This is a genomic window from Kribbella sp. VKM Ac-2566 (assembly GCF_004366005.1).
In the GTDB taxonomy this organism is placed as follows: Bacteria; Actinomycetota; Actinomycetes; order Propionibacteriales; family Kribbellaceae; genus Kribbella; species Kribbella pratensis.
The window spans coordinates 226502-246999 of the sequence record NZ_SODT01000011.1 but is presented as its reverse complement, the minus strand read 5'-3'; the positions used below and the strand labels follow the sequence as shown (position 1 = coordinate 246999).

General features: G+C 69.3%; 13 protein-coding genes. 3 read left to right on the top strand and 10 right to left on the bottom strand.

Annotation, left to right across the window (positions count from 1 at the left end; all coding sequences use genetic code 11):
* Window positions 1-42 precede the first annotated feature (42 nt).
* Window positions 43-444, top strand: coding sequence for an ester cyclase (locus EV647_RS23855; protein ID WP_134006465.1), 402 nt, complete (start codon window positions 43-45; stop codon window positions 442-444).
* Here the strand turns inward: EV647_RS23855 and EV647_RS23850 are convergent.
* Together EV647_RS23850 and EV647_RS23845 are read right to left on the bottom strand one after the other, a co-directional pair.
* Window positions 415-1242 (bottom strand): uracil-DNA glycosylase, encoded by an 828-nt coding sequence (locus EV647_RS23850; RefSeq protein WP_134006463.1) that lies wholly within the window; start codon window positions 1240-1242, stop codon window positions 415-417. The two genes, EV647_RS23855 and EV647_RS23850, sit on opposite strands and share 30 nt — an antisense overlap.
* Before the next feature lie 73 nt (window positions 1243-1315).
* On the bottom strand, window positions 1316-2713 hold the full coding sequence (locus EV647_RS23845) for an MFS transporter (RefSeq protein WP_202871167.1): 1398 nt from the start codon (window positions 2711-2713) through the stop codon (window positions 1316-1318).
* A gap of 160 nt (window positions 2714-2873) precedes the next feature.
* Here EV647_RS23845 and EV647_RS23840 point away from each other — a divergent pair, with 160 nt between their 5' ends.
* Window positions 2874-3449, top strand: coding sequence for a TetR/AcrR family transcriptional regulator (locus EV647_RS23840; protein ID WP_130384234.1), 576 nt, complete (start codon window positions 2874-2876; stop codon window positions 3447-3449).
* 169 nt (window positions 3450-3618) lie between these two features.
* Here EV647_RS23840 and EV647_RS23835 read toward each other — a convergent pair whose 3' ends face one another.
* Genes EV647_RS23835 through EV647_RS23810 form a run of 6 tightly spaced genes read right to left on the bottom strand, consistent with a single transcriptional unit; the run spans window position 3619 to window position 8408 of the window.
* The gene (locus tag EV647_RS23835; protein WP_238177360.1) at window positions 3619-4551 is read right to left on the bottom strand and encodes a Ppx/GppA phosphatase family protein; all 933 of its coding nucleotides are present in this window, start codon (window positions 4549-4551) and stop codon (window positions 3619-3621) included.
* Window positions 4544-5026, bottom strand: a complete 483-nt coding sequence (locus EV647_RS23830) for a DUF501 domain-containing protein (RefSeq protein WP_134006459.1) — start codon at window positions 5024-5026, stop codon at window positions 4544-4546. The genes EV647_RS23835 and EV647_RS23830 overlap by 8 nt, the downstream gene beginning before the upstream one ends.
* A gap of 41 nt (window positions 5027-5067) precedes the next feature.
* Window positions 5068-5676 (bottom strand): septum formation initiator family protein, encoded by a 609-nt coding sequence (locus EV647_RS23825; RefSeq protein WP_134006457.1) that lies wholly within the window; start codon window positions 5674-5676, stop codon window positions 5068-5070.
* A 27-nt stretch (window positions 5677-5703) separates the two neighbouring features.
* Window positions 5704-6984: a phosphopyruvate hydratase gene (eno, locus tag EV647_RS23820; protein WP_134006455.1), complete on the bottom strand. Its 1281-nt coding sequence runs from the start codon at window positions 6982-6984 to the stop codon at window positions 5704-5706.
* 60 nt (window positions 6985-7044) lie between these two features.
* Window positions 7045-7569, bottom strand: coding sequence for an RNA 2'-phosphotransferase (locus EV647_RS23815; RefSeq protein ID WP_134006453.1), 525 nt, complete (start codon window positions 7567-7569; stop codon window positions 7045-7047).
* Entirely contained in the window at window positions 7566-8408 is an 843-nt protein-coding gene (locus EV647_RS23810; protein ID WP_202876299.1) for a LysR family transcriptional regulator, read from the bottom strand. The genes EV647_RS23815 and EV647_RS23810 overlap by 4 nt, the downstream gene beginning before the upstream one ends.
* A 70-nt stretch (window positions 8409-8478) precedes the next feature.
* On the opposite strand from EV647_RS23810, the gene EV647_RS23805 reads away from it, so the two are divergent.
* The gene (locus tag EV647_RS23805) at window positions 8479-8943 is read left to right on the top strand and encodes a hypothetical protein (RefSeq protein ID WP_134006449.1); all 465 of its coding nucleotides are present in this window, start codon (window positions 8479-8481) and stop codon (window positions 8941-8943) included.
* Here EV647_RS23805 and EV647_RS42150 read toward each other — a convergent pair.
* Both EV647_RS42150 and EV647_RS23800 read right to left on the bottom strand, forming a co-directional pair.
* The gene (locus tag EV647_RS42150; protein WP_166680424.1) at window positions 8911-9744 is read right to left on the bottom strand and encodes a phosphotransferase enzyme family protein; all 834 of its coding nucleotides are present in this window, start codon (window positions 9742-9744) and stop codon (window positions 8911-8913) included. The genes EV647_RS23805 and EV647_RS42150 overlap by 33 nt on opposite strands.
* Window positions 9745-9787: 43 nt before the next feature.
* Complete coding sequence (locus EV647_RS23800) at window positions 9788-20422, bottom strand: calcium-binding protein (RefSeq protein WP_166680423.1); 10635 nt, start codon at window positions 20420-20422, stop codon at window positions 9788-9790.
* Window positions 20423-20498 lie beyond the last annotated feature (76 nt).

Below are 20498 nucleotides of genomic sequence, written 5' to 3'. Positions count from 1 at the left end.
GGTCAACTCCGGTGACGCGAGCCTGTGGACGACAATGGGCCAATGGGGCATGCGGAGTTCTACCGGCGCTACATCGAGCGGTGCAACGAGCGTCGGTGGGAGGAGCTCGGTGCGTTCGTCGCGGAGAACGTGCAGGTCAACGGCACCGTTGAAGGCCTCGAGAGCTACATCGCAGGCCTGCGCGCGGTGATCCAGGCGTTTCCCGATTTCCGTTGGGAGATCCAGGAGCTTGTGGTCGACGGCGACGTACTCGCGGCTCGTTTGACCAACGTGGGCACGCACCATGGCACGTTCCTCGATGTACCGGCGACCGGGCGGCGGATCTCGACCACCGAGCTGGCGATGTACCACGTCGACGGTGGGAAGATCAGCGCATGCTGGGGCGACCTGGGCTCCACCGTCCGCAACGAGTTGCTATCCGGAGAGGGTCTTCGCGCGGAGTAGAACGGCGTCGAGCATCTGCTCGGTGAGCTTGCCGGTGAACGTGTTCTGCTGGCTGGGGTGGAAACAGCCGAGGACGGTGACCTCGCCGTACGGGGTCGGGATCCGGTACTCGACCGCGTGGCCGAACTTCGGGCGCGGGCGCGGTACGTCGGCTCCGAGGGCGATCAGCGCTGCGAACAGAGCGTCGTACGCGAACTTGCCGAGGCAGACGATCGAGCTGGTGCTGGGGAGGGTGAGTTCGAGTTCGCGGCGGTACCAGGGGGCGCAGGTGTCGCGCTCCTCCGGGGTGGGTTTGTTCGCGGGCGGAGCGCAGCGGACGGCTGCGATCATTCGGGTGCCGATCAGGTGCAGACCGTCGCCGGCGTGCTCGCTGGTTGGCTGGTTGGCGAGGCCGACGCGGTGCAGGCTCGCGAACAGCCAGTCGCCGGAGCGGTCGCCGGTGAACACGCGCCCGGTGCGGTTCCCGCCGTTCGCCGCGGGCGCCAGCCCGACGATCAGGATCCGCGGCTCGGCGACGCCCCATCCCGGGATCGGCCGTCCCCAGTACGGCTGATCCGCGAAGGACTTTCGCTTGCCGACAGCAACGTCTTCCCGCCATTCGACGAGCCGCGGACAGGCGCGGCAGACGGACACGCGGGCTTCCAGCTCCGCCAGCTCACCGGTCGCCGCGAGTTCGACCACCTCGCCCGCATCCCGCGCCACCGGAGTACGCCGTACCGCCGGGTCCTCGGGCCACCCGGCCCCTGGCGGCACCGGACTCTCGAACAACTCCCCGGTCAGCGGATGCGGAAGCTTCACCCACCCAGCCTAGACGTGAGGTTGGGGAGGGTTGTTGCCCGATTCGGCACAAAACCCTCCCCAAGCCCGCTGGTCAGGCGGCGAGCTGCTCCTCGGACGGTTGGGTGATGGGAGCTACCGACGTACGACGTGTGCCTGGGATGGCCAGGGCTAGTACGACGGCCGCGGCGGCGAACGCGGACAGGAGGAGGAACGTGTCCGTGAAGCCGGCCTCCGCGGGGAGCCCCGACGGCTGGATGTGGCCGGTGATGATGGAGCTGGCGAGGGCGGTGCCGATGGAGCCGCCGATGGTGCGGATGTTGGCGTTCATGCCGGTGGCCGCGCCGGTTTGCTCGCGCGGGACGTTCTGCACGATCAGGCTGGTCATCGCCGCGTAGGCGAGACCGAGTCCGACACCGAACAGGGCCGTCGAGAGCGCGACCTGCCACTGCGCATCGTGGAACTCGGCGAAGATCAGCGCCGCGACCAGGCTCAACGCCGACCCCGAAACGACCTGCGCCTTGGCGCCGAACCGCGGCGCGAGCGGGCCGCTCAAGGACCCGACGACCGCCATCGTCACCAGCATCGGCAGCATGAGCAGCCCGGCCTTCGTCACGCTCGCACCGAACCCGAACCCGGCAGCCTTCGGGATCTGCAGGAACTGCGGGACGAACGCATACACCGCGAACATCGCCGCCCCGAACAGCAGCGCCACGAGGTTCGTCGTCCACACCGCCGGACGGCGCATCATCCGCATGTCGATCAGCGGGTTCCGCGAGCGCAGTTCGACCGTGATCCAGCCGGCGAACAGTACGACGGCCAGCCCGAAGAGTCCCGTCGTACGCAACGAGCCCCAGCCCCACGACCGGCCCGTGCTCAGCGGGAGCAGCAGTGCGATCAGCCAGCCGGACAGGAACGCGGCGGCCAGCCAGTCGATCCGGCCGGGGACGCGGTTCGGTGACTCCGGGACATAGCGCCGTACCATCGCCGTCGACACCGCGACGACCGCCATCGGGATCCAGAACAGCCAGCGCCAGCCGAGCAATTCCACGATCGGGCCGGCCAGGACGATCCCCAGGCCGCCGCCGGCCGCGATGATGGCCGACACCACGCCGACCACGGACGGGACGCGCTCGGCCGGGAACTCGTCCCGGATGATCCCGAACGCCAACGGGAACACGGCTCCGCCGACACCCTGGAAGATGCGGGCGGCAATCAGTACGCCGATGTTCGGCGCGAGCGCGGCGACCAGGCAGCCGATCGCCAGGGCGGCCAGCGCGATGAACAGCGTGCGCTCCTTGCCGACCATGTCGCCGATCCGGCCGAGCAGCGGGGTCGCGACCGACACCGACAGCAGGAGTGCGGTGAACACCCAGGTGACCGTGCCGGGGGTGGTGTGCAGGTCGTGCTGGATGACGGGCAGTGCCGGGCTGACCAGCGACTGCAACATGGAGAAGGAGGCGACGACCGTGGCGAGGACCGCCAGGGTCACGCGAGGGTTTCCAGACCTGATGGCAGGCATGCAGAAGTCCTTCGAAAGGGGTTGGGACGCGCCAGAGCTTTGGGCGCGGATTCCCCGGCCTGGTAAAGTCGAGGTATGCCTCCACTATAGCGGAGGGCTGCCTCCGCTATCAACTGGCTAAGGTGAGCGAATGGTGACCGGTGAGAGCAGGCCCGCGTTGCGGGTCGACGTACGGCGGCCGCAGCGGGCGGATGCGCGGCGGAACTTCGACGCCCTGCTCGGCGCCGCCCGGGATGCGTTCGCGAGCAAAGGGGTCGACGCCTCGCTGGAGGACATCGCGCGCCAGGCCGGCGTCGGGATCGGCACGCTGTACCGGAACTTCCCGCACCGCCAGGACCTGCTGAACGCGGTCTACTTCGGCGAGATCGAGGAGCTGTGCATCGCAGCAGAGGAGGCGGCCGACCTGCCGCCGTGGGAGGCGCTGACCACGTGGCTGCACCGCTTCGTCGGGTACGCCGCGACGAAGCGCGCGATCTGGGAGTCGCTGAACCGCGAGGCCGACAGCTTCAAGGCGGCCCGTGAGGCGATGTACGCCGCCGGTACGCCGCTGTTCGAACGCGCCCAGGCCGCGGGCGAGGCACGCAAGGACGTCTCCTTCGACGACCTGCTCCGCATGGTCAGCGGCCTCACCGCCGCCGGCTTCGTAGACCAGGCCCAACGAGACCGAGTCCTCACCATCGCCCTCGACGGCGTCCGCGCACACTAACTGCCGAGCGGCGCGCCTGAGTTGCTCCGCGCCGTTAGCTCGTCGGGGGTGTTGTCGGCCGCCTTGGTGGTATGGGGAGCCGGGCAAGCGGGGTAACTATTCGTCGCTGGGTGACGATTTCTTTCCCCGCCGAGGGTTGCGTCGGCCATTTGCGCACACGATTGGCGCCTCAGGCCAGGCTTGCTGCGACTCCGTCGAGGATGTCGTGTTCGGAGACTGTTAGTTCGGTGACGGGTAGGCGGTTGTAGAGGCGTTGGAGGATGAGGGCGCCGGCGCCGATCACGTCTACTCGGCCGGGGTGGATCGACGGTACGGCGGAGCGTTCTGCGCGGGTGGTGGTTGTCAGCCAGGTTGTCGCGGAGCGCAGTTGGTCCGTGGTGAGGCGAGCGTGGTGGACGGCGGTGCGGTCGTACTCGGCGAGGTTCAGCGCCACCGCGGCGACGGTGGTACAGGTGCCGGCGACTCCGATGAACGCGCGGGCCTCGTCCAGCGGGACCGTGGTCGCGTCCAGCAGGGCGTCGATGTCCTTGGCGATCGCCGCGAGCTCTGTTGCGGACGTGGGGTCGCTCGTGACGTGGCGTTCGGTGAGGCGGACGGAGCCGATGTCGAGGGATTCGGCCGCGATGACACCGGTTGCGTCGCCGAGGATCAGTTCGGTGGAGCCGCCGCCGATGTCGGCGACCAGGTACGGCGCCGGCAGGTCGAGCGAGGTGGTGGCGCCGCGGAAGCTCAGCTCGGCTTCTTCCGCACCGGAGATGATGTCCGGACGTACGCCGAGGCGCTCCTGGACGCCCGCGAAGAACGCATCCCGGTTGCTGACGTCGCGGGCGGCGGAGGTGGCGACGAAGCGGAGTCTGGTGACGTCGCTCGACTGGATGACGGAGGCGAAGTCCTCACAGGCGCTGAAGACGCGGGCGAGCGCCTCGGGGGCGAAGGCTCCGGTGGCGTCGACGCCCTGGCCGAGGCGCACGATGGTCATCCGGCGGTCTATCTCGACGATGTGACCGTCGACCAGATCCGCGATCAGCAGCCGAATCGAGTTGGTGCCACAGTCGATCGCAGCGACCCGCACCGCGCCGCCGGACGCGCTGCCCTCAGACACACGGGCCTCGGCGACCCCAGTCGTCCAACGCCTCCAGGGCCTCGTCGCCGAGCGGGTTCACGCCGGGCCCGGCCGCCAGCGAGTGGCCGACCAGGACGTGCAGGCATTTGACCCGCGTCGGCATGCCGCCGGCGGTGATCCCGGCGATCTCCTCTACGTGCTCGATCGACTCCCGGTGCGCGAGGTACGACTCGTGGGCGGCGCGGTACCGAGCAGCCAGGTCCTCGTCGTCAGCCAGACGGTCCGTCATTTCCTTCATCATGCCGGAGGCCTCGAGCGTGCCGATCGCGGACGCGAGGCGCGGGCACGTCACGTAGTACGTCGTGGGGAACGGCGTACCGTCCGGCAGTCGGGGCTCGGTCTCGACCACGTCGGGGAGGCCGCAGCTGCACCGGTGCGCGATCGACCGGATGCCGCGGGCCGTCCGGCCGAGTTGTTTGCTGACTGCTTCTTGGTCGGAAGGGCTGACGCTCACCTGGTCACCTTAGAGGTCGGGCGGCGCGCAGCAGGCGCCACCTACCCGCCCGACCTCTCGGGTGACGGTGTGATGATCGGCTTCGGGGTGGGCTTGGCGGGGGTCGGTGCCGCGGTCACCGGCGGCGTGCCGGCACCTTCGACGCTCCCCCACAGCTTCGTGTACCAGGTCGGCTTCTGCGTGTCCGTCGTACCGTCCGACGGCGCCGACGGCTCCGGCGGGGCGCCCACCGGCTTCCCGTCCGCGCCGATCACGCGGTACCCGACCTCGCCGGGCATCACCCAGCCGAGCCGCTGCCGCGCCTGCGCCTTCACGTACGCGTCGTCGTCCCAGCGGGTGATCTCGTCGTTGAGCTCCGCGACCCGTTTCTCCCGGTCGCGGATCTCCTGCTGCAGCGCGTTGACCTGCTGGTGCTGGTCGAACCACACCCGCAGGCTCTGCGCGTAGGACACGATCAAGGCCCCGAGCACCAGCAGTACGACGGCCGCCCGCCCGGTCAGGTTGCGGGACCCGCGGGTCCGCGCCGGGTCCGCCTGGGTTCCCGTCGTACGCCGTTTCGGCTGGTCGCCCCGCCGGGCCGGTGGACGCGACTGGGTCCGGCTCGACGGACGCGAGCCGGGGCGTGCACCGGAATCCCGACGGGACGGCATACAGACGACCTCCTGATCAGGCCAGCGTTAGCCCTGGAAGCGCGGGAAGGCCGAGCGACCGGCGTACGTCGCCGCGTCGTCGAGCTCCTCCTCGATCCGGAGCAGCTGGTTGTACTTGGCGGTGCGGTCGGACCGGGCCGGGGCGCCGGACTTGATCTGGCCGCAGTTGGTCGCGACCGCGAGGTCGGCGATCGTGGTGTCCTCGGTCTCGCCGGAGCGGTGGCTCATCATGCAGGTGAAGCCGCTGCGGTGCGCCAGGTCGACGGCGTCCAGGGTCTCGGTCAGCGAGCCGATCTGGTTCACCTTGACCAGCAGGCTGTTCGCCGACTTCTCGTCGATACCGCGCTGCAGCCGCTCGACGTTGGTGACGAACAGGTCGTCGCCGACCAGCTGGATCTTGCTGCCGAGCTCACCGGTGATGGCCTTCCAGCCGTCCCAGTCCTCCTCGTTCAGCGGGTCCTCGATCGACACGATCGGGTACGACGCCACCAGGTCGGCGTAGTAGGCGATCATCTCGTCGGCCGACTTCTTGCCGCCCTCGAACGCGTACACGCCGTCGGTGAAGAACTCGCTCGCGGCCACGTCCATCGCCAGCGCGATGTCCTTGCCGAGCTGCAGGCCGGCCTTCTCGACCGCGACCGCGATCAGGTCCAGGGCGGCCCGATTGCTGTCCAGGCTCGGCGCGAAACCGCCCTCGTCGCCGAGGCCGGTGGACAGGCCCCGCTCCTTCAGCACCGCCTTCAGGGCGTGGTAGACGCCCGCACCCTGCATGACGGCTTCGGCGTACGTCGCGGCGCCGATCGGGGCGATCATGAACTCCTGGACGTCGACGTTGCTGTCCGCGTGCGCGCCGCCGTTCAGGATGTTCATCATCGGCACCGGCAGGACGTGCGCGTTCGGGCCGCCGACGTACCGGAACAGCGGCAGGCCGGAACTCTCCGCGGCCGCCTTCGCGACGGCGAGGCTGACGCCGAGGATCGCGTTCGCGCCCAGCTTGGCCTTGTTCGGGGTGCCGTCCAGGTCGAGGAGCGCGCGGTCGATCAGGCGCTGCTCGTGGACGTCGTACCCGACGATCTCCTTGTCGATGTCCTCGAGGATCGCGGTGACGGCCTTCTGCACGCCCTTGCCGCCGTACCGGTCCTTGTCGCCGTCACGCAGTTCCACGGCCTCGAACTGGCCGGTGGAGGCACCGGACGGGACGGCTGCGCGGGCGATGGTGTCGTCGTCGAGCAGAACCTCGACCTCGACAGTGGGGTTGCCGCGCGAGTCGAGGATCTCGCGCGCGCCGACGGCCTCGATGGTGGCCACATTGACTCCCAAGTTCTCGATGACGAATCGCTGCTGAGCCTAGTCCCCAGACCAGCAAGCTCAGTGGACCGCGTCACACCTAACGATCGCATCCGCGGGTACCTCCCGCGTCAGTAACACTCCGTTGGGCGCCCGATACACCGCCAAATCCGCGCAATCCACGCCCAGCAAGACTTCTACGGAGGTACGACGACCCACGCGACTGTCCTTCGCCGGCGCCAGATGGACATGCGTACGCCGTCCCGCGCGCAAACCTTCCCGTTGAATCGCAGGCAATGCCTCGCGACTCGTCCCGTGCCACAGCAGATCGTCGGGGTACACGCGTTCCCAACTGTTCTCCAACGCTTCACGTGTCACGGGCATCCCCTCGAGGGAATGCCCCTGACACGCGCGGATCCGCTCCCCGTCGACCTGGAGCCGTTGCTTGTCGTTCTCCCGCACCGCGGCGTCCAGCCGCTCGCGGGTCAGTCCGAGAACCCGCAGCACGTCGGGGATCGCAGCCCACCCGTCAGCACTCATCGTGAGGCCGCGCTCACCCGCCGTATGGCGCAGCAGTTTGGAGAGCGTCCTGCTGTCGCGGCTCATGTCAGCGCCCTCCTCAGCCCATCCACCCTGTCGTCGCGTCCCGGTCGTGTGACGACGTAGTACCGGACCGGCGGCAGGTCCTTGACCGGGATCTTCCGTACGGCGCTCGTCGTACGGACCGAACCGTTCACGACCGCCGGCCCGATACCGAGACGCACGAACTGGACCAGCAGTTCCCACCCTTCCGCTTCCACCGCGACGGACCACCGGAGGCCCTGGTCGAGCATGCTCCGCTCCAACTGCTGCCGATGCGGACGATCCTTCGGCGGTACGACGAGCGCCTCGTCCTGCAGGTCCCTCAACCGGACGGTACGACGTCCCGCGAGGCGGTGATCGCTGCGCACGATGAGCGTTTGCGGGAACTGTGCGAGTAGTTCGCAGTCGAGATCGTCGGGCGGGATGCCCAGTGCGGTCACGCCGACGTCCGCCGTACCGCCCCGGACTGCAGTCAGCGTCTCGGCTGCGTCGCCGGTGAGCAGGCGGAGTTGGCGGCCGCGGGCGAGGTAGCGGCGGAGCGGATCAGCCAGTAGATAGAGGTACGACCCGGAGCCGGCGATCAGCACGAGCGGCCGCGGTGGAGCGGTATCCAGCGTGCGGAGGAAGTCAGCCGTGCGGTCGCGGGTGTCGTTGGCGAAGGCAGCCAGCCGTTCGCCCGCGTCGGTCAAGTGCAGCTGTCGTCCGTGCTTCACGTAGAGCTGCGTTCCGAGGCGGGCCTCCAACTTGCGGATGCGGGCGTGCAGCGCGGGCTGACTGACGTGCAACTCCTCGGCCGCACGCGTGAAGTTGCGGTGCCCAGCGAACACCGCGAACGCCTGCAGATCCTCCGCCACGAGATCCATCACCAGAAACTATAGCTAGGTCGACAAGAACTAGTTCTGCTGGATAGTTGGTCGTGTCGACGATGGAGACATGAACAGATTGGGAATCGATATCGGACGCGTGATCATCGCCGGAGGGTCCGGCCCGGGCGACACGTCGTTCTTCTCCGGCGACACCACGGCCATGCTGCGAACCCCCGCCGTACCTGGTGCCTTTGCGGCGATCACGCGGCTCGTGCCTTTGTTCGGGGACGCGTGGCTGGTTTCGAAGTGTGGGCCGCGGGTGCAGGAGCGGTCGCTGGATTGGTTGCGCCATCACCGCTTCTTCGAGCGGACCGGAATCCCCGCGGCGAACGTGCGCTTCTGCCTTCGGCGGCCGCAGAAGGCGATCCACTGTGCTGAGCTCGGGATCACGCACTTCATCGATGACAAGGCGGACGTGATCGCCGCAATGACGTCGGTGGTGCCGTATCGCTATCTCTTCAAGGAGTGGGGGACGACGGAGGCCGCCGTACTGCGTGACCTACAGGCCGAACGAACGGCGGGCGTCGGCTAGGCCCTTCAGGTTTTCGGCGGGGTCGGAGATGCCGGTCAGGACGTTGTTGGTGATGCGCCAGGCGAAGTAGCCGGCCTGAACGGCGTAGCGCACACGCAGGAACGTTGGCAGGCCGCGCTCGAGTTCGTCGGCCAGGTCGGGGCGTCGACTCAGGTACGCCGGGACCACCGGGTCGCCGTTGTACATCACGGCGGACGCGACGTCGTACAGGATCGGACCCTGCATCGCGCTGCCCCAGTCGATGAGGGCAACCTCGCCGTCATCCTGCTGCCGGAACGCTTCCGCGGCCGGATCCCCGTGCAGCCAGGCCCACGACACCGGCCCGAGCGCGACTGCGTCACCAACGGCGCCCTCGACCGCCGGGCGAATCCACGGCTCGAGATCCAGGCAATCCTCGAACGGCAGCAGGAATCGCAACCAGTCGGCGACATCACCGCTGCCGACGGCGGCGGCCGAGTGCACGCGCCCGAGGAGGTCACCGATGGTCGCGTGATCCGCTACGGTCAACTGCACGCCGTCGATGTACTCCAGTACGGCGACCTGCCGCCCGTCGACGCGCTCGACCAACCGGCCGTGCTTGCTGGGACGCGGGCACCCGGTACGGATGCCGGCCTCATCAAGACGGAAAGCCAGCCCCAGACCGGGCTCGAACGCCGCGTCCGACGCGTCGACCGACTTGAGCACCAGCCTCCACTCACCACCGGACGCCAGCCAGACAGCCGAATTCATCCCACCCGTCAGCACCTCCAGGCGTGACGGCTTCAGGTTCCAGTGCTCCCGTAGTACCTCGGCGACGTCCACCCCGACCACCCTGCCAGTTGGGTGGTCGGGGTTGCAGCCGGTTTTACGGCGCGCAGGCGTTCGGGTCGTCGAAGTGGCCTGGGGTGGACGGGAAGGCCGGTCCGGAACCGTGTACCTGCAGGTCCGCCTGGTAGACGAGGGCGAGCTCGTCGTACGCCGACGTGCCCGCTGTGGTGACGTCCGTGGTGATCTGGCCCGCGCCGAGCGAGCCGGCCCAGCGCTGCAGGAAGTCCTGCATCGACGGGCTCCACTGCCGGACGTCGTTGTAGCCCCCGTACGCCGCGTTGCAGTGCGTGTAGAGGTTGTACGCGCCGGTCCAGTCGAGCATCCGGTCGCCCAGGTTCGGGCCGTTGTCCGCGACATCGCCTTGCAGGACGTCGCGGTCCCAGCCGCCGTACATCCAGTCGATACCTTGGTGGTGCTGGTTGTCCGCGACTCCAGCATCGGTCAGGTTCGTCATCTCGAACCACGAGCACGGATCCACGGTCACCGCGTTCTTGCCGTTGCCGAATGTCTGCGGCCACGGGTTCGCCGTACAGGTCGTCGACCCCGGTACACCGTACGTCCCGCGCGGGTGCCAGTCGATGATGTCCGACCCCAGTGCGCCGGTGTCAGGTGTCACCGACGGACCCGACGTGGCGCCCTTGCCACCGAGCAGGTAGTCGACCATGCGATCGTTCGTACCCCGGGCGTTCGGGTCGAAGACACCGCTTGTCCGGCAGTCCGGGGTAGCTGCGTCCACCGAAGCGTCGCATCCCTTGCCACCCCAGAGCAGGTCGGCCCCGTCGTCGCCGAAGACAATGTCGCCGCCGCTGTCACCGTTCGCCAGGTCGTCGCCGAACCCGCCGTGCACCGAGTCGTGGTCGTCCCCACCACGCAGGCGGTCGTCGCCGCCCTCGAGGTCGCCCCGGTGCGGCATTGCGGTCGCGGTGCCGCTCGCTGCGAAGACGTCGCCGTTGACGTCGTGCTGCAGGTCGACCTTGCGGGTCACCGAGCCGGCCAGGAATCCCTCGTAGTGGATCTGCGGGACCTGGTTCTGATCGACGACGAAGTGGTTCGAGCCGTTCTGGAACGTGTCGACGACGCCACCGCGGTCGCCGAGCATCGCGTCCTCGCCCGATTCGCCCCACAGCCGGTCGTTACCCAGCTCGCCGTACATGTCGTCGTCGTTGCGGGCGCCGGCGCTCAACGTCCCGCCGTCGCCGGCACCGGCCGTGGACCCGGTGTCGCCGTACATCAGGTCGTCGCCGTCCTGGCCGTACATGGTGTCCTCGCCGATACCGCCCCAGAGCTGATCGTTGCCCGAGGCACCGGCTGCTTCGCAGGTGGCCTGCGCCGTCGTACAGAATCTGGTCGACGCGCCACCCACTCCGTGCCGGACGTACGCCGCGTCCGCCGGGATCTGCGACGGGTTGTAGCGGCCCGTGTAGATCCGGTTCGTCAGCGGCAGGCTGACCGTGGCGAGATCGTCGCCAAGGGCAACCGGTTTGCCGGTCTGGTCGACCACGTCGCGGACCGCGGTGCCGTTGTCACCGAGCACGAAGTCCGCCGCGCCGTCGCCGTGCACGTCGTCGCCGGTGTCCCGGAACGTCGCCAGCGAACTGCCGCCGATCAGGTCGTCCTGCCCGTGCGGCGCGCCGAGGTCGCCGAGCGCCGCCGGACCCGACGCACTGCCGGGCCAGGCCGGAACGGCCCCGGGGATCGCGATACCGGCCTCGGCCAGCGTGCGGTCGCCGTACTCCGTGTCGTGCCCGCCGTTGCCCTCCGCGTAGTCGTCGCCGGCGCCGCCGGAGATCGCGTCGTCGCCGTCCTGGCCGAACGCCACGTCCACGCCACCGCCGCCCGACAACTGGTCGCCGCCGGCCACCGCGCGCGTCGGCGCGCCGAGGAACCCGTTGCTCCACGACAGGTCGAGCAACCGCAGCGATCGCTGCGCCTCGAACCTCCCGTCGCTGCCGACCCGCAGCAGGTACGGCGACGGCGTACCGACCCGGGTGGTCACCGCGTTGTCTCCGGTGATCACGTCGTCGCCGAGACCACCGAAGACCGCGTCGCTGACGTCGGGCTGGCCCTGCGTGGTGTTCGCGGTGTCCGCGCCGAAGATCGTCGAACTGCCGCCGATCAGGTCGTCGGACCCGGCGTTGCCCTCGACCCAGTCGCGGCCGGGCCCGCCCTCGGAGTAGTCGGCGTCGTCGTTGCCCTTCAGGCGGTCGTTGCCGCCCTGACCGAGGATCGCGTCGCATCCTCCGTCACCCGTGACGTCGTCGCCGCCCGAGGTGTTCGCCACCGGGCTGTCACCGAGGTCGTACGGCTGGATGCTGCGCTCGGCCATCTGGCCGGCCGCGTCGGTGTTCGCCCGGCCCTGCGTGATCGGGCTCTTCGCGATCCCGGCGTCTCGGGTCAGCAGGCCGTTGTCACCGAGTACGACGTCGGCGTCGTCACCACCGGAGATCGTGTCGCCGGAGTCCAGCTGGCCGGCGGTCGCCTGCCCGCTGCCGCTCTCGACGTACGACGAACCACCGGCCAGATCGTCCTGCCCGGCGTCGCCGTACACGAAGTCCGCGGCCTGGTCACCTTCCGCGTAATCGTTGCCTGCGGCGCCGTGAATGGTGTCGCCACCGTCCTGTCCGTAGACGACGTCGTTCTCGGCGCCACCGTCGACGGCGTCCGCACCCGAGTTGGCCGCGGCCGGGCTGTACCCGAGATCGAACAGTACGACGTGCCGCCCGAACGACAGGCCCCGCCCGCGAGTGACCGGGTCGCCGCTGTCCGGCCCGACAGTGTCGGTGATGGACGCGTTGTCGCCGGCGATCACGTCGTCGTTGCCACCACCTGAGATCGCGTCCCCGGTGTCCGGGTAGCCGGCCGCGTCCTTCGCAGCCGGGTCACCCGGAGTCTGGTGGCTGCCGCCGATCAGGTCGTCGGCACCCGCCTCGCCGTACACGTGGTCGGCACCCGGGTTGCCTTCGGCATCGTCGTTGCCGGTGCCGCCGAAGACCTGGTCGTCGTCCAGGCCACCGAACAGCGTGTCGTCGTCGGTGCCGCCGTACACCGTGTCCGGACCGCCCCGCGACGCATCGCTGCTGCCCAGGTCGAACACCGGTCCGCTCGTCGCGGACGGGTCGCCGTTGTCGCCGATGATCTTGTCGGTGCCGATGTCGCCCCGAATGATGTCGCCGCGCGCCGCGGACTCACCGGCGGGGGTGGCCGCCGCATCGTTGCGACCGGCCGTGGTGGTACCGCCGATCAGTACGTCGTTGTCCTCGCCGCCGAACAGGGTGTCCGCGCCCGCGTTGCCCTGCACGTGGTCGGCCCCGCCGTTCCCGTACGCCGTGTCGTTCCCGAGGTTCCCGTACAGGTGGTCGTCCTCGGAGTCACCCTGGAGAACATCGTTGCCGCTGCCACCGAGAACGGTGTCCGGGCCGGAACCGCCGTACGCGTGGTCGTCGCCGCCCTCGGCGCAGACCAGGTCACCGGAACCCGCCGTGAACGCCCAGTCGTTGCCGCCACCGGCCTGGACCGTGTCGACCCCGTTGCCGCCGAGGATCAGGTCGGCGTCGTCGTAGTTGGCCGGGTCCGTCTCGTTGCCCGCGTCGCGCGGATGCTCCGCGGGCGGGTCGGACGGATCGGGTCCCGGACTCGCGCAGGTGTCCGGCGTCGCCGTACCCGGGATGGTCGAGTGGTCGCCGTAGATCGTCGATTCACCGTCACCGCCGTAGATGCGGTCCCGGCCACCGCCGCCGACCAGCGTCTTCTTCGACGCCGGGTTCGGATCCGGCAGCGGGGTCACCCGGTAGGCGCCCGCGCCCAGCTGGTCGGTCACGGTGTTGCCGGTGTCCACGGACGACGGCTGCGCGATCACGTAGTCGTCGCCGCGGCCACCGTAGATCTCGTCGGCACCGTCCGCGCCGACCAGGACGTCGTTGCCGCCCAGGCCGAACAGGTGGTCGACCGTTCCAGTAGCGGAGTGACCGATGACGAAGTCGGTGGAGTTCGAACCCCAGACCCAGTCGGTGCCCTTTCCGGTGTCGACGTGGTTGACGTCGGTGTGCCGGACATGCGGGTCCTCGGTCGCCTCCTTCTTGTTCAACGGGTCGTTCGGGTCGTACTTGTCCCCTGCTCCGGCGTTGTCCTGGTCGTGCGCACTCGGTACGTCGCCGGTGTAGATGGTGTCGTTGCCGCTGCCACCGGACACCGAGTCAGCTCCGGCGCCGCCGACCATCAGAACGCCCGCGGAGCTGAGGCCCTTGGGGTCCTGGCCCGGCGTACCCAGCAGCGGGCTGTCCGCCGCGACCGCGAGGTTGTCGTCTCCGGCACCGCCGTACGCCTCGCTCTTGCCCAGCCCGAGGACGACGGTGTCGTTGCCCGCCTCCGACTCCGACGGCGTGACCTTCTCGACCAGCTTCGCGGACTGGACCGCGGCGACGTCGACCACGTCGGCGAACGGGACCGGGTCGACCTGGCCCTTGCCGGTCGCCGGCGAGGCGAGCGCGAGTGAGGTCTTGGCCGCGCTCAGATGACCGTCGCCCGCCACCACGTCGATGTCGTTGCCGACCGTGATGCGGTCCGCGCCACCGTTGCCGGCCACCACGACACCCGGTACGGCGGCGTTGCCGAGCTTCGGCCGGTCGCCGGTCGTGATGGTGTCGTCGCCGCCACCGCCGTCCACGAACGCCGGCCCGCTGCCGGTCCGGATCACGTCGGCGTTGCTGCCGCCGTACACGATCGCCTTCGCGGTGAAGTCGGTATTCGCGTCCTTGCCCTGCAGCAGGACCTTGAGCTGACCGCCGTACTTGCGTCCGTCCAGGACGACCGTGGTGATGCCCCCGAACGTCTGGGTGATGCCCAGTGCCTGCACGGTCATCGTCGTACCGGCCTGGCGGACGACCCAGGTCTCGTCGGCGTTGCCGGCGTTCCACAGGTCGTCGCCGCGGGCGGTCCCGGTGCCCAGCTTGCCGGCGAACAGGTACAGCACGCCGTCCTTCGTACCGCCGAGCCGTGGTGGTGGCGGTGTGCAGTTCGGGCTGATCGAGAAGTCGAGCAACTTGATGTTCACCAGAGTGAAGTCGAACGACACCGAGAACGGCGAGAAGCCGATCGTGATGAACACCTTGAGGAACAGCGACAGCTCGCCGCCCACGTTGAACAGGCAGATCGGATTCTTCAGGGCCGTGGCGAGGAACTCGCTGAACCGGAACTTCCCGTCGTTGTTCGGATCGTTCCAGGTGAAGTTCACGGTCAGCGCGATACCGCCGACCACACCGGCCTTGATGATGACCGCGCTGACCTCCGCACCGGCCGCCAGCTCGCCGCGGAAGGTGATCACCGGGATCGGCGCGCCCTTCTCGTCGACCGTGACGAAGAACAGGCTGTTCAGGATCTGCACCGGCTTGCCGGTCTCGACCGCCTGCCGGATGCCGTACGTGTCGAAGCCGGCCACCACGTGCAGGCTCACCGACGCGCTGCCAGAGATCACCACAAGCACCGGCGGCGGCGCATACACCGGGCCGAACGACTCGCTCATCGAGAAGTTCACCGAGAGGGTGCTGCTGTCGAACTGCGCCAGCGTCGCATCACCACCGGCGATCAGGCTGAACAGCTGCCGCGGGTCCTTCAGTGCGGGGAAGGTGATGCCCGGACCGCTGTCCTTGTCCGACAGCTGCGCCTTGTCCGGATCGAGGCTCTTGTTCAGGTCACCGATGATCGAGGCCGGTTTGCCGTTGCCGATCACGGCGCCGTCCTTGTCCTTGACCTCGCCGATCAGTCCGTCTGCCGACGCCGGGGAGGTCGCTGTGTTCTGCACCTTGTCCCCGAGCAGCTTGAACGAGCCGAGCTTGATGCCGCCGGCACTGCTCAGCGATTGCAGCGCGTCGGACAGGCGCTTCACCGTCGTGATGATGTCGGTGACGGTCTTGACGCTCTGGTAGCCGGAGCCGAACGCCTGCGCGAGGGTGAGGATCGTGACGTCGCCGCCGCCGGCCAGGTGGGACAGGTCGCTGAGCACCGGGATCGGTGCGGTGATCGTGTCCAGGATCGGCTGGACCGGCTTCAGCGTGCTGACGATGTCGTCGACGATCGGCTTGATCGTGCTGGACAGGAACGCGCCCGGATCCACCGTGACGTCGTCGAACTCGAGCGTGCTGATCCCGATCTGGTCGGGAGCCGAACCGTTCCACGCCGCGGCGAACTTGAAGGTCGCCGTCAGCCCCGGCAGGACCCGGGTGGTGTCACCGGCCAGACCGGTGTCGACACCGATGTCGAGGTCGAGCTTGGCCTTGAGCGACGGGTGGAACAGGCTCGCCGGATTCGATCCGAGCAGGCTCGCCAACGGCAGGTGTCCGCCCGGGCCGCCCTGGAGATCGATCGAGAACAGCGCCGCCAGCTGACTCGCGTCCGGCTTGTTGTTCGTCAGCTTCACCTGCAGGAAGGCCAACTGGGCGTCCAGCTCGGCCGGCAGCTTGATCGCCGCACCGACCTGAAGCTCATCCTTCGGCGCGGTCTCCAGCAAGACGCCCTTGGTCTTGTCCAAGGTGATCGTCAGGTTGAGCTTCCAGCCCACCTTCGCCTGGATGCCCTTGGCGATGGTGCCGTCGTCGTTCTTCTTGGCGTGCAGGGCGAGGCCGGGCAGGCCGAGGTCCAGCGGCAGGTCGGCCGTCGGGCACACGTCGGAGCCGTCGTCGGCGCATCCGTCGTCTCCGACCTTTCCGGTGGAGCCGAAGTTCGCGTTCAGCGTGACGCTCTGGATCTCGCTCGCGGTCTCCGGGCCGGCGCAAGGTCCTCCGGAGCACTCGCCCGTCACCCCGACCGGTCCCTTTGTCAGCGACTTCAGCGGCTCGGCCGCGAACGCGTTCTGCAGCGCCGTCTTGAGTTCGGCGAACGTCGTGTAGCCGCCGACACCGTTGACGCCGTCGGACAGGCTCTTCTGCAGCTGACCGAGGAAGTCCTTGCCTGCCTGCAGGTCCTTGCCGATCAGCGGCACCTTGCCACCGGCACTGGCCAGGTCGAGCGCGCTCTTGGAGTTGTCGAGGTACTTCGTCAGACCGTCGGCGAGCGGTTTCAGGCTGATGGTGTTGGCGGCCAGTGCTGCGTCGAGGCCTGGCAGCGCGGACAGTCGCGGTCCGCCGCCGAAGTCCGGGGTGAGCGCCAGCGCCTCGGCCGGGCTCGAAGCACTCTGCGGAAGCCGGAGCGTCATGGTGTCGAGGACGGCAGCGTCGCCGTGCTTGTGCAGCGGGATCCGCGCGCACAGCGACATCGGTTCCGAACTCGAAACGCCGGTACACGTCTGCGCCGCCGTGCCGCCGTTCAGCGTCGTCGCACTGAGACCCGTCCACCAGGCACCGAGCGGGCCCGCCGGGCCCTTGGCGGCCAGCGCCAGGTCGCCCGCAACCTGCAGGCCGGTGTCGTCGCCGGCGTTCCCGAGGTCAACCGGCAGCGCGCCGACGGAACCGGTGAGCCGCGCGGGCGGCGTACTGACCTTGGCGCGTGCCGACACCGTCGAGCTCGGGTCGATCGTCAGCTCGGTGGCCGGGCCGGCGAGACCGGCCTCGTCGAGCGGGATGTTCAGCTTCGCGACGGTTTCGCCGCTCGCGTCGATGTCGAGAGTGCCGCCAACGGTGTTGCCGGACAGGTCGACCGCTCCGCTGCCCGGCAGCGTGACGTGCAGACTCGCCGGAGCTCGGGTGTGGAACGCGCGCTTCCAGTCGATCGTCAGGTGCAGGATCTTGGTGGCGGTGTCGACGGTGAACGACACGCCGCTGCCGTTGCCGAGCCGCTTCTCCAGATCGGCGAGCAGCGCGCCGAGGTCGGGCGGCTGCAACGCGGTCAGGGCGTCGACAGCCCACAGCAGCTCGTCGCCGATCCGGTATTCCGTACCGGTCGCCGGCGCGGCGGCCGGTGGCGCCGCCAGCTTCAGGGTGTGCCCGTCCGGGGTGACACCGGCGACCGGGAACTGGGCGCTGCCGACGAACACGCGGCGGCCGACGTAGCGGTTCGCGTCGAACGTCCGCGTCGCGTCGGTCAGCTCCAGGAAGCCGGCGTCGATCGCGTACGCCGCGGTGCCCCGCTCGCCGTCGACCATCAACTGGCCGAAACTCGTTCCCAGCAAGGGGATCTGGGTATCGAGACCGCCCGCGGCCGGTGCCGTCGACATCTGGGTCGACAGCGCAGACAGGTCCGCCAGCAGGATGCCGAACAGTGCGTTCGCGTAGGCGTCCTTGGCGTCCGGCTTGACGTCCAGCGGCACCAGCTTCGCGAGATCGCCCGCGGCGTCGGTCACCGTCGGCGTCGCCGGAGTACTGGCCACGTCGGCGTCCAGCGTCGCCACTCCCGGCGTACCGTCGTCGTGGAAGTACGTCGTCGTACCGGCGACGTCGAGCAGCTTCAGGTCACCGTGAGCGCGGGCGATCGTCGCGGCGGGCAGGCCGGTGAGTACCTGGTCGGGATTGTCGCGGGCGCCGTCGAACAACTGGCCGACCGGGACCGGCGTGCCCGTTCCCTTCAGCGTGAGCTGCTGGATCGGACCCGGCGTACCGGTCTTCGCGCACCCGGCGTCGTACCCGGTGGTCGGGCAGAGCGCGATCGTGCCGCCGATGCGCACCGGTACGTAGCCGACCGCGGCGGTCAGGTCTACCGGTGTGCGGAGCTTCGTCGACGCGGTCAGGATCTGGCCGCCGGTGGCGAGCATGATCCGGTCGGCGCGCACCGGGAGCTCGGTCACGACCCGCTGCGGACCGTTGCCGTCGGCACCGGTCTTCTCGACGTACGGGCAGGCCTTGCCGTCGGTGTTCAACGGCTTGCAGGCGTCCAGGGTCGCGGCCGGCTGCAGGTCGAGGACGACCGGGAGCGTCAGGTTGTAGTCGGACGTGATGGTGGCCTGCGGGCGGACCGCGTTGGCGTCACGGAGGTGGGACTTGTCCTTCAGCACTTTCGCGAGCTCGACGTTGCCGGCCTTGGAGTTGCCGGCCGCGATCGAGTACCCGGTCTTGCCGTCACCGTTCGTCGGCGTACCGCCTGTCCACCACGAGGCGGGGACCGGCGTACCCAGCGGTGCCGGGTCGAGGACGATCGCGTGTTTGTCGGCGCCGCCGACGCTCTTGATCGCGGCCGTGTGGCTGCCGACCGTGATCTGCCGTCCGGTCAGGCCGTCGACGAACGCCGGGTCCTTCGTGCGCAGCGCGTTCCAGTCCTTGCTGCTGTCCGTCAGCTGCGTGGGTCCGTACGTCACGCCGTCCGGGCCGCCGGACAACAGGTCCGCGACCGGATCCGCCGGTTGGTCGGACGGCTTGCGCTGCACGCCGATGGTGAACTCGAGCCGCGGGTGCAGAGGATCGGTGGCGCTGAACGCCGCACCGCTGATCGCCACCGTGTAGACGGAATTCGACTGGCCCGCCAGCTTCTCGAGGAACTGCTGCACCGACGCGAAGTCCGGTACGCCGGTCGCGCCCGGCGTCGACGGCTTCGTCACGTGGTCGATGAGGAACTGCTGCAACGCCTCGGTGGCCGGCACGACGTCGGCGACCGTGCCGTGCAGGAAGGGCAGGTCGACGTCGACCGTGGACCCGGTCGGGCGCGCGTGCTGGAGCTTCGTCAGCGTGCTGATCAGCTGGTTGACGCCCTGCGCGAGGTCGAACGGTGTGAGCATCTCGAACGCCGCCACCGGATCCAGCTCGTGATCGGGGTACTCCACGGCCGGTTCGCCCGCGGCCGGGTCACTCGGGCCGACCGTGACGTCCACCTCGACACCGGGCAGCCCGGTGATCGCCGACGAGGGCCGGGGCACGATGTGCAGCACGCCGGACAGGCTGCCGCCCGGTACCAGCGCCACCGTCGTCAGGCCCGCGGCGGCACCCTGGGCACCGAGCTCGCTGTTCTGCTGCCCGACGGAGAGCCGCCCGTCGTTGTTCGGGTCGCGGATCGTGGCCTTGATCGTCACGTCTTCCGCGTAGGTGCTGGTGTCCTTCAACGTGACACCGAGGATGCCGATCGCGGCGTCCACCGCGGGCAGGGTTCCCTCCGCGTTCGGCGGCGCCGGCTTGACCAGCTGTACGCCGTTCACGCGCAGGGTGACGGCCGGGTCCGCGTCCAGCCATGACGACTTCGCGGTGTCGTCGTAGTTGACGACAAAGGTCGCGGTGAACGTCAGCGTGGCCTGCAGACCCGACGCCGACGTGAAGTCGAACGGCTTCGTCTTGCTCGACACCCGGATGCCGGTCGTGACCGTGCGGGTGACCAGCGCGGTCAGCTTCACCCGCGTGATCGAATCGTCCGGCAACTGCGCAGCAGTCCACTTCACGTGCCGCTTGGGCCCACTGTCCGTGGCGTAGTCGGAGTCGGTCGCGTTGAACGCGTCCACGAGGGCGCCGACGGACGCCGCCCCGGCGTACCCGTCGACCTCACCGAGCCCGCCCTGCAGGAGGTTGCGCAGCCCGATCGCGGCGTCGCTGCCCGGTTCGAGCGTCAGGCCGTTCAGCTGCTTGCCGAAGGCACCGACCGTGGCGAGGTCGGTGACCAGGTCCTGCAGTCCCCGCGCGCCCGGCCCGCCGGTGAGCGCCGCGCGGATCCCGTCGACCGCGGGATCGGCGAGCGGACCGGCGGACGCCGGCGGCGCGACCAGCACGGAGGTGCCGAGAACGAGTGTCGTCACCGCTGCGACGGCGCGCCTGCCCAGACGTGTACGCATCACGAAGCCCCCACCCCTCGCGATCTGGATGGCGCGGCACCCCCGCCGCGCTGCTCGACCCCCCAGTCGCGTCGCT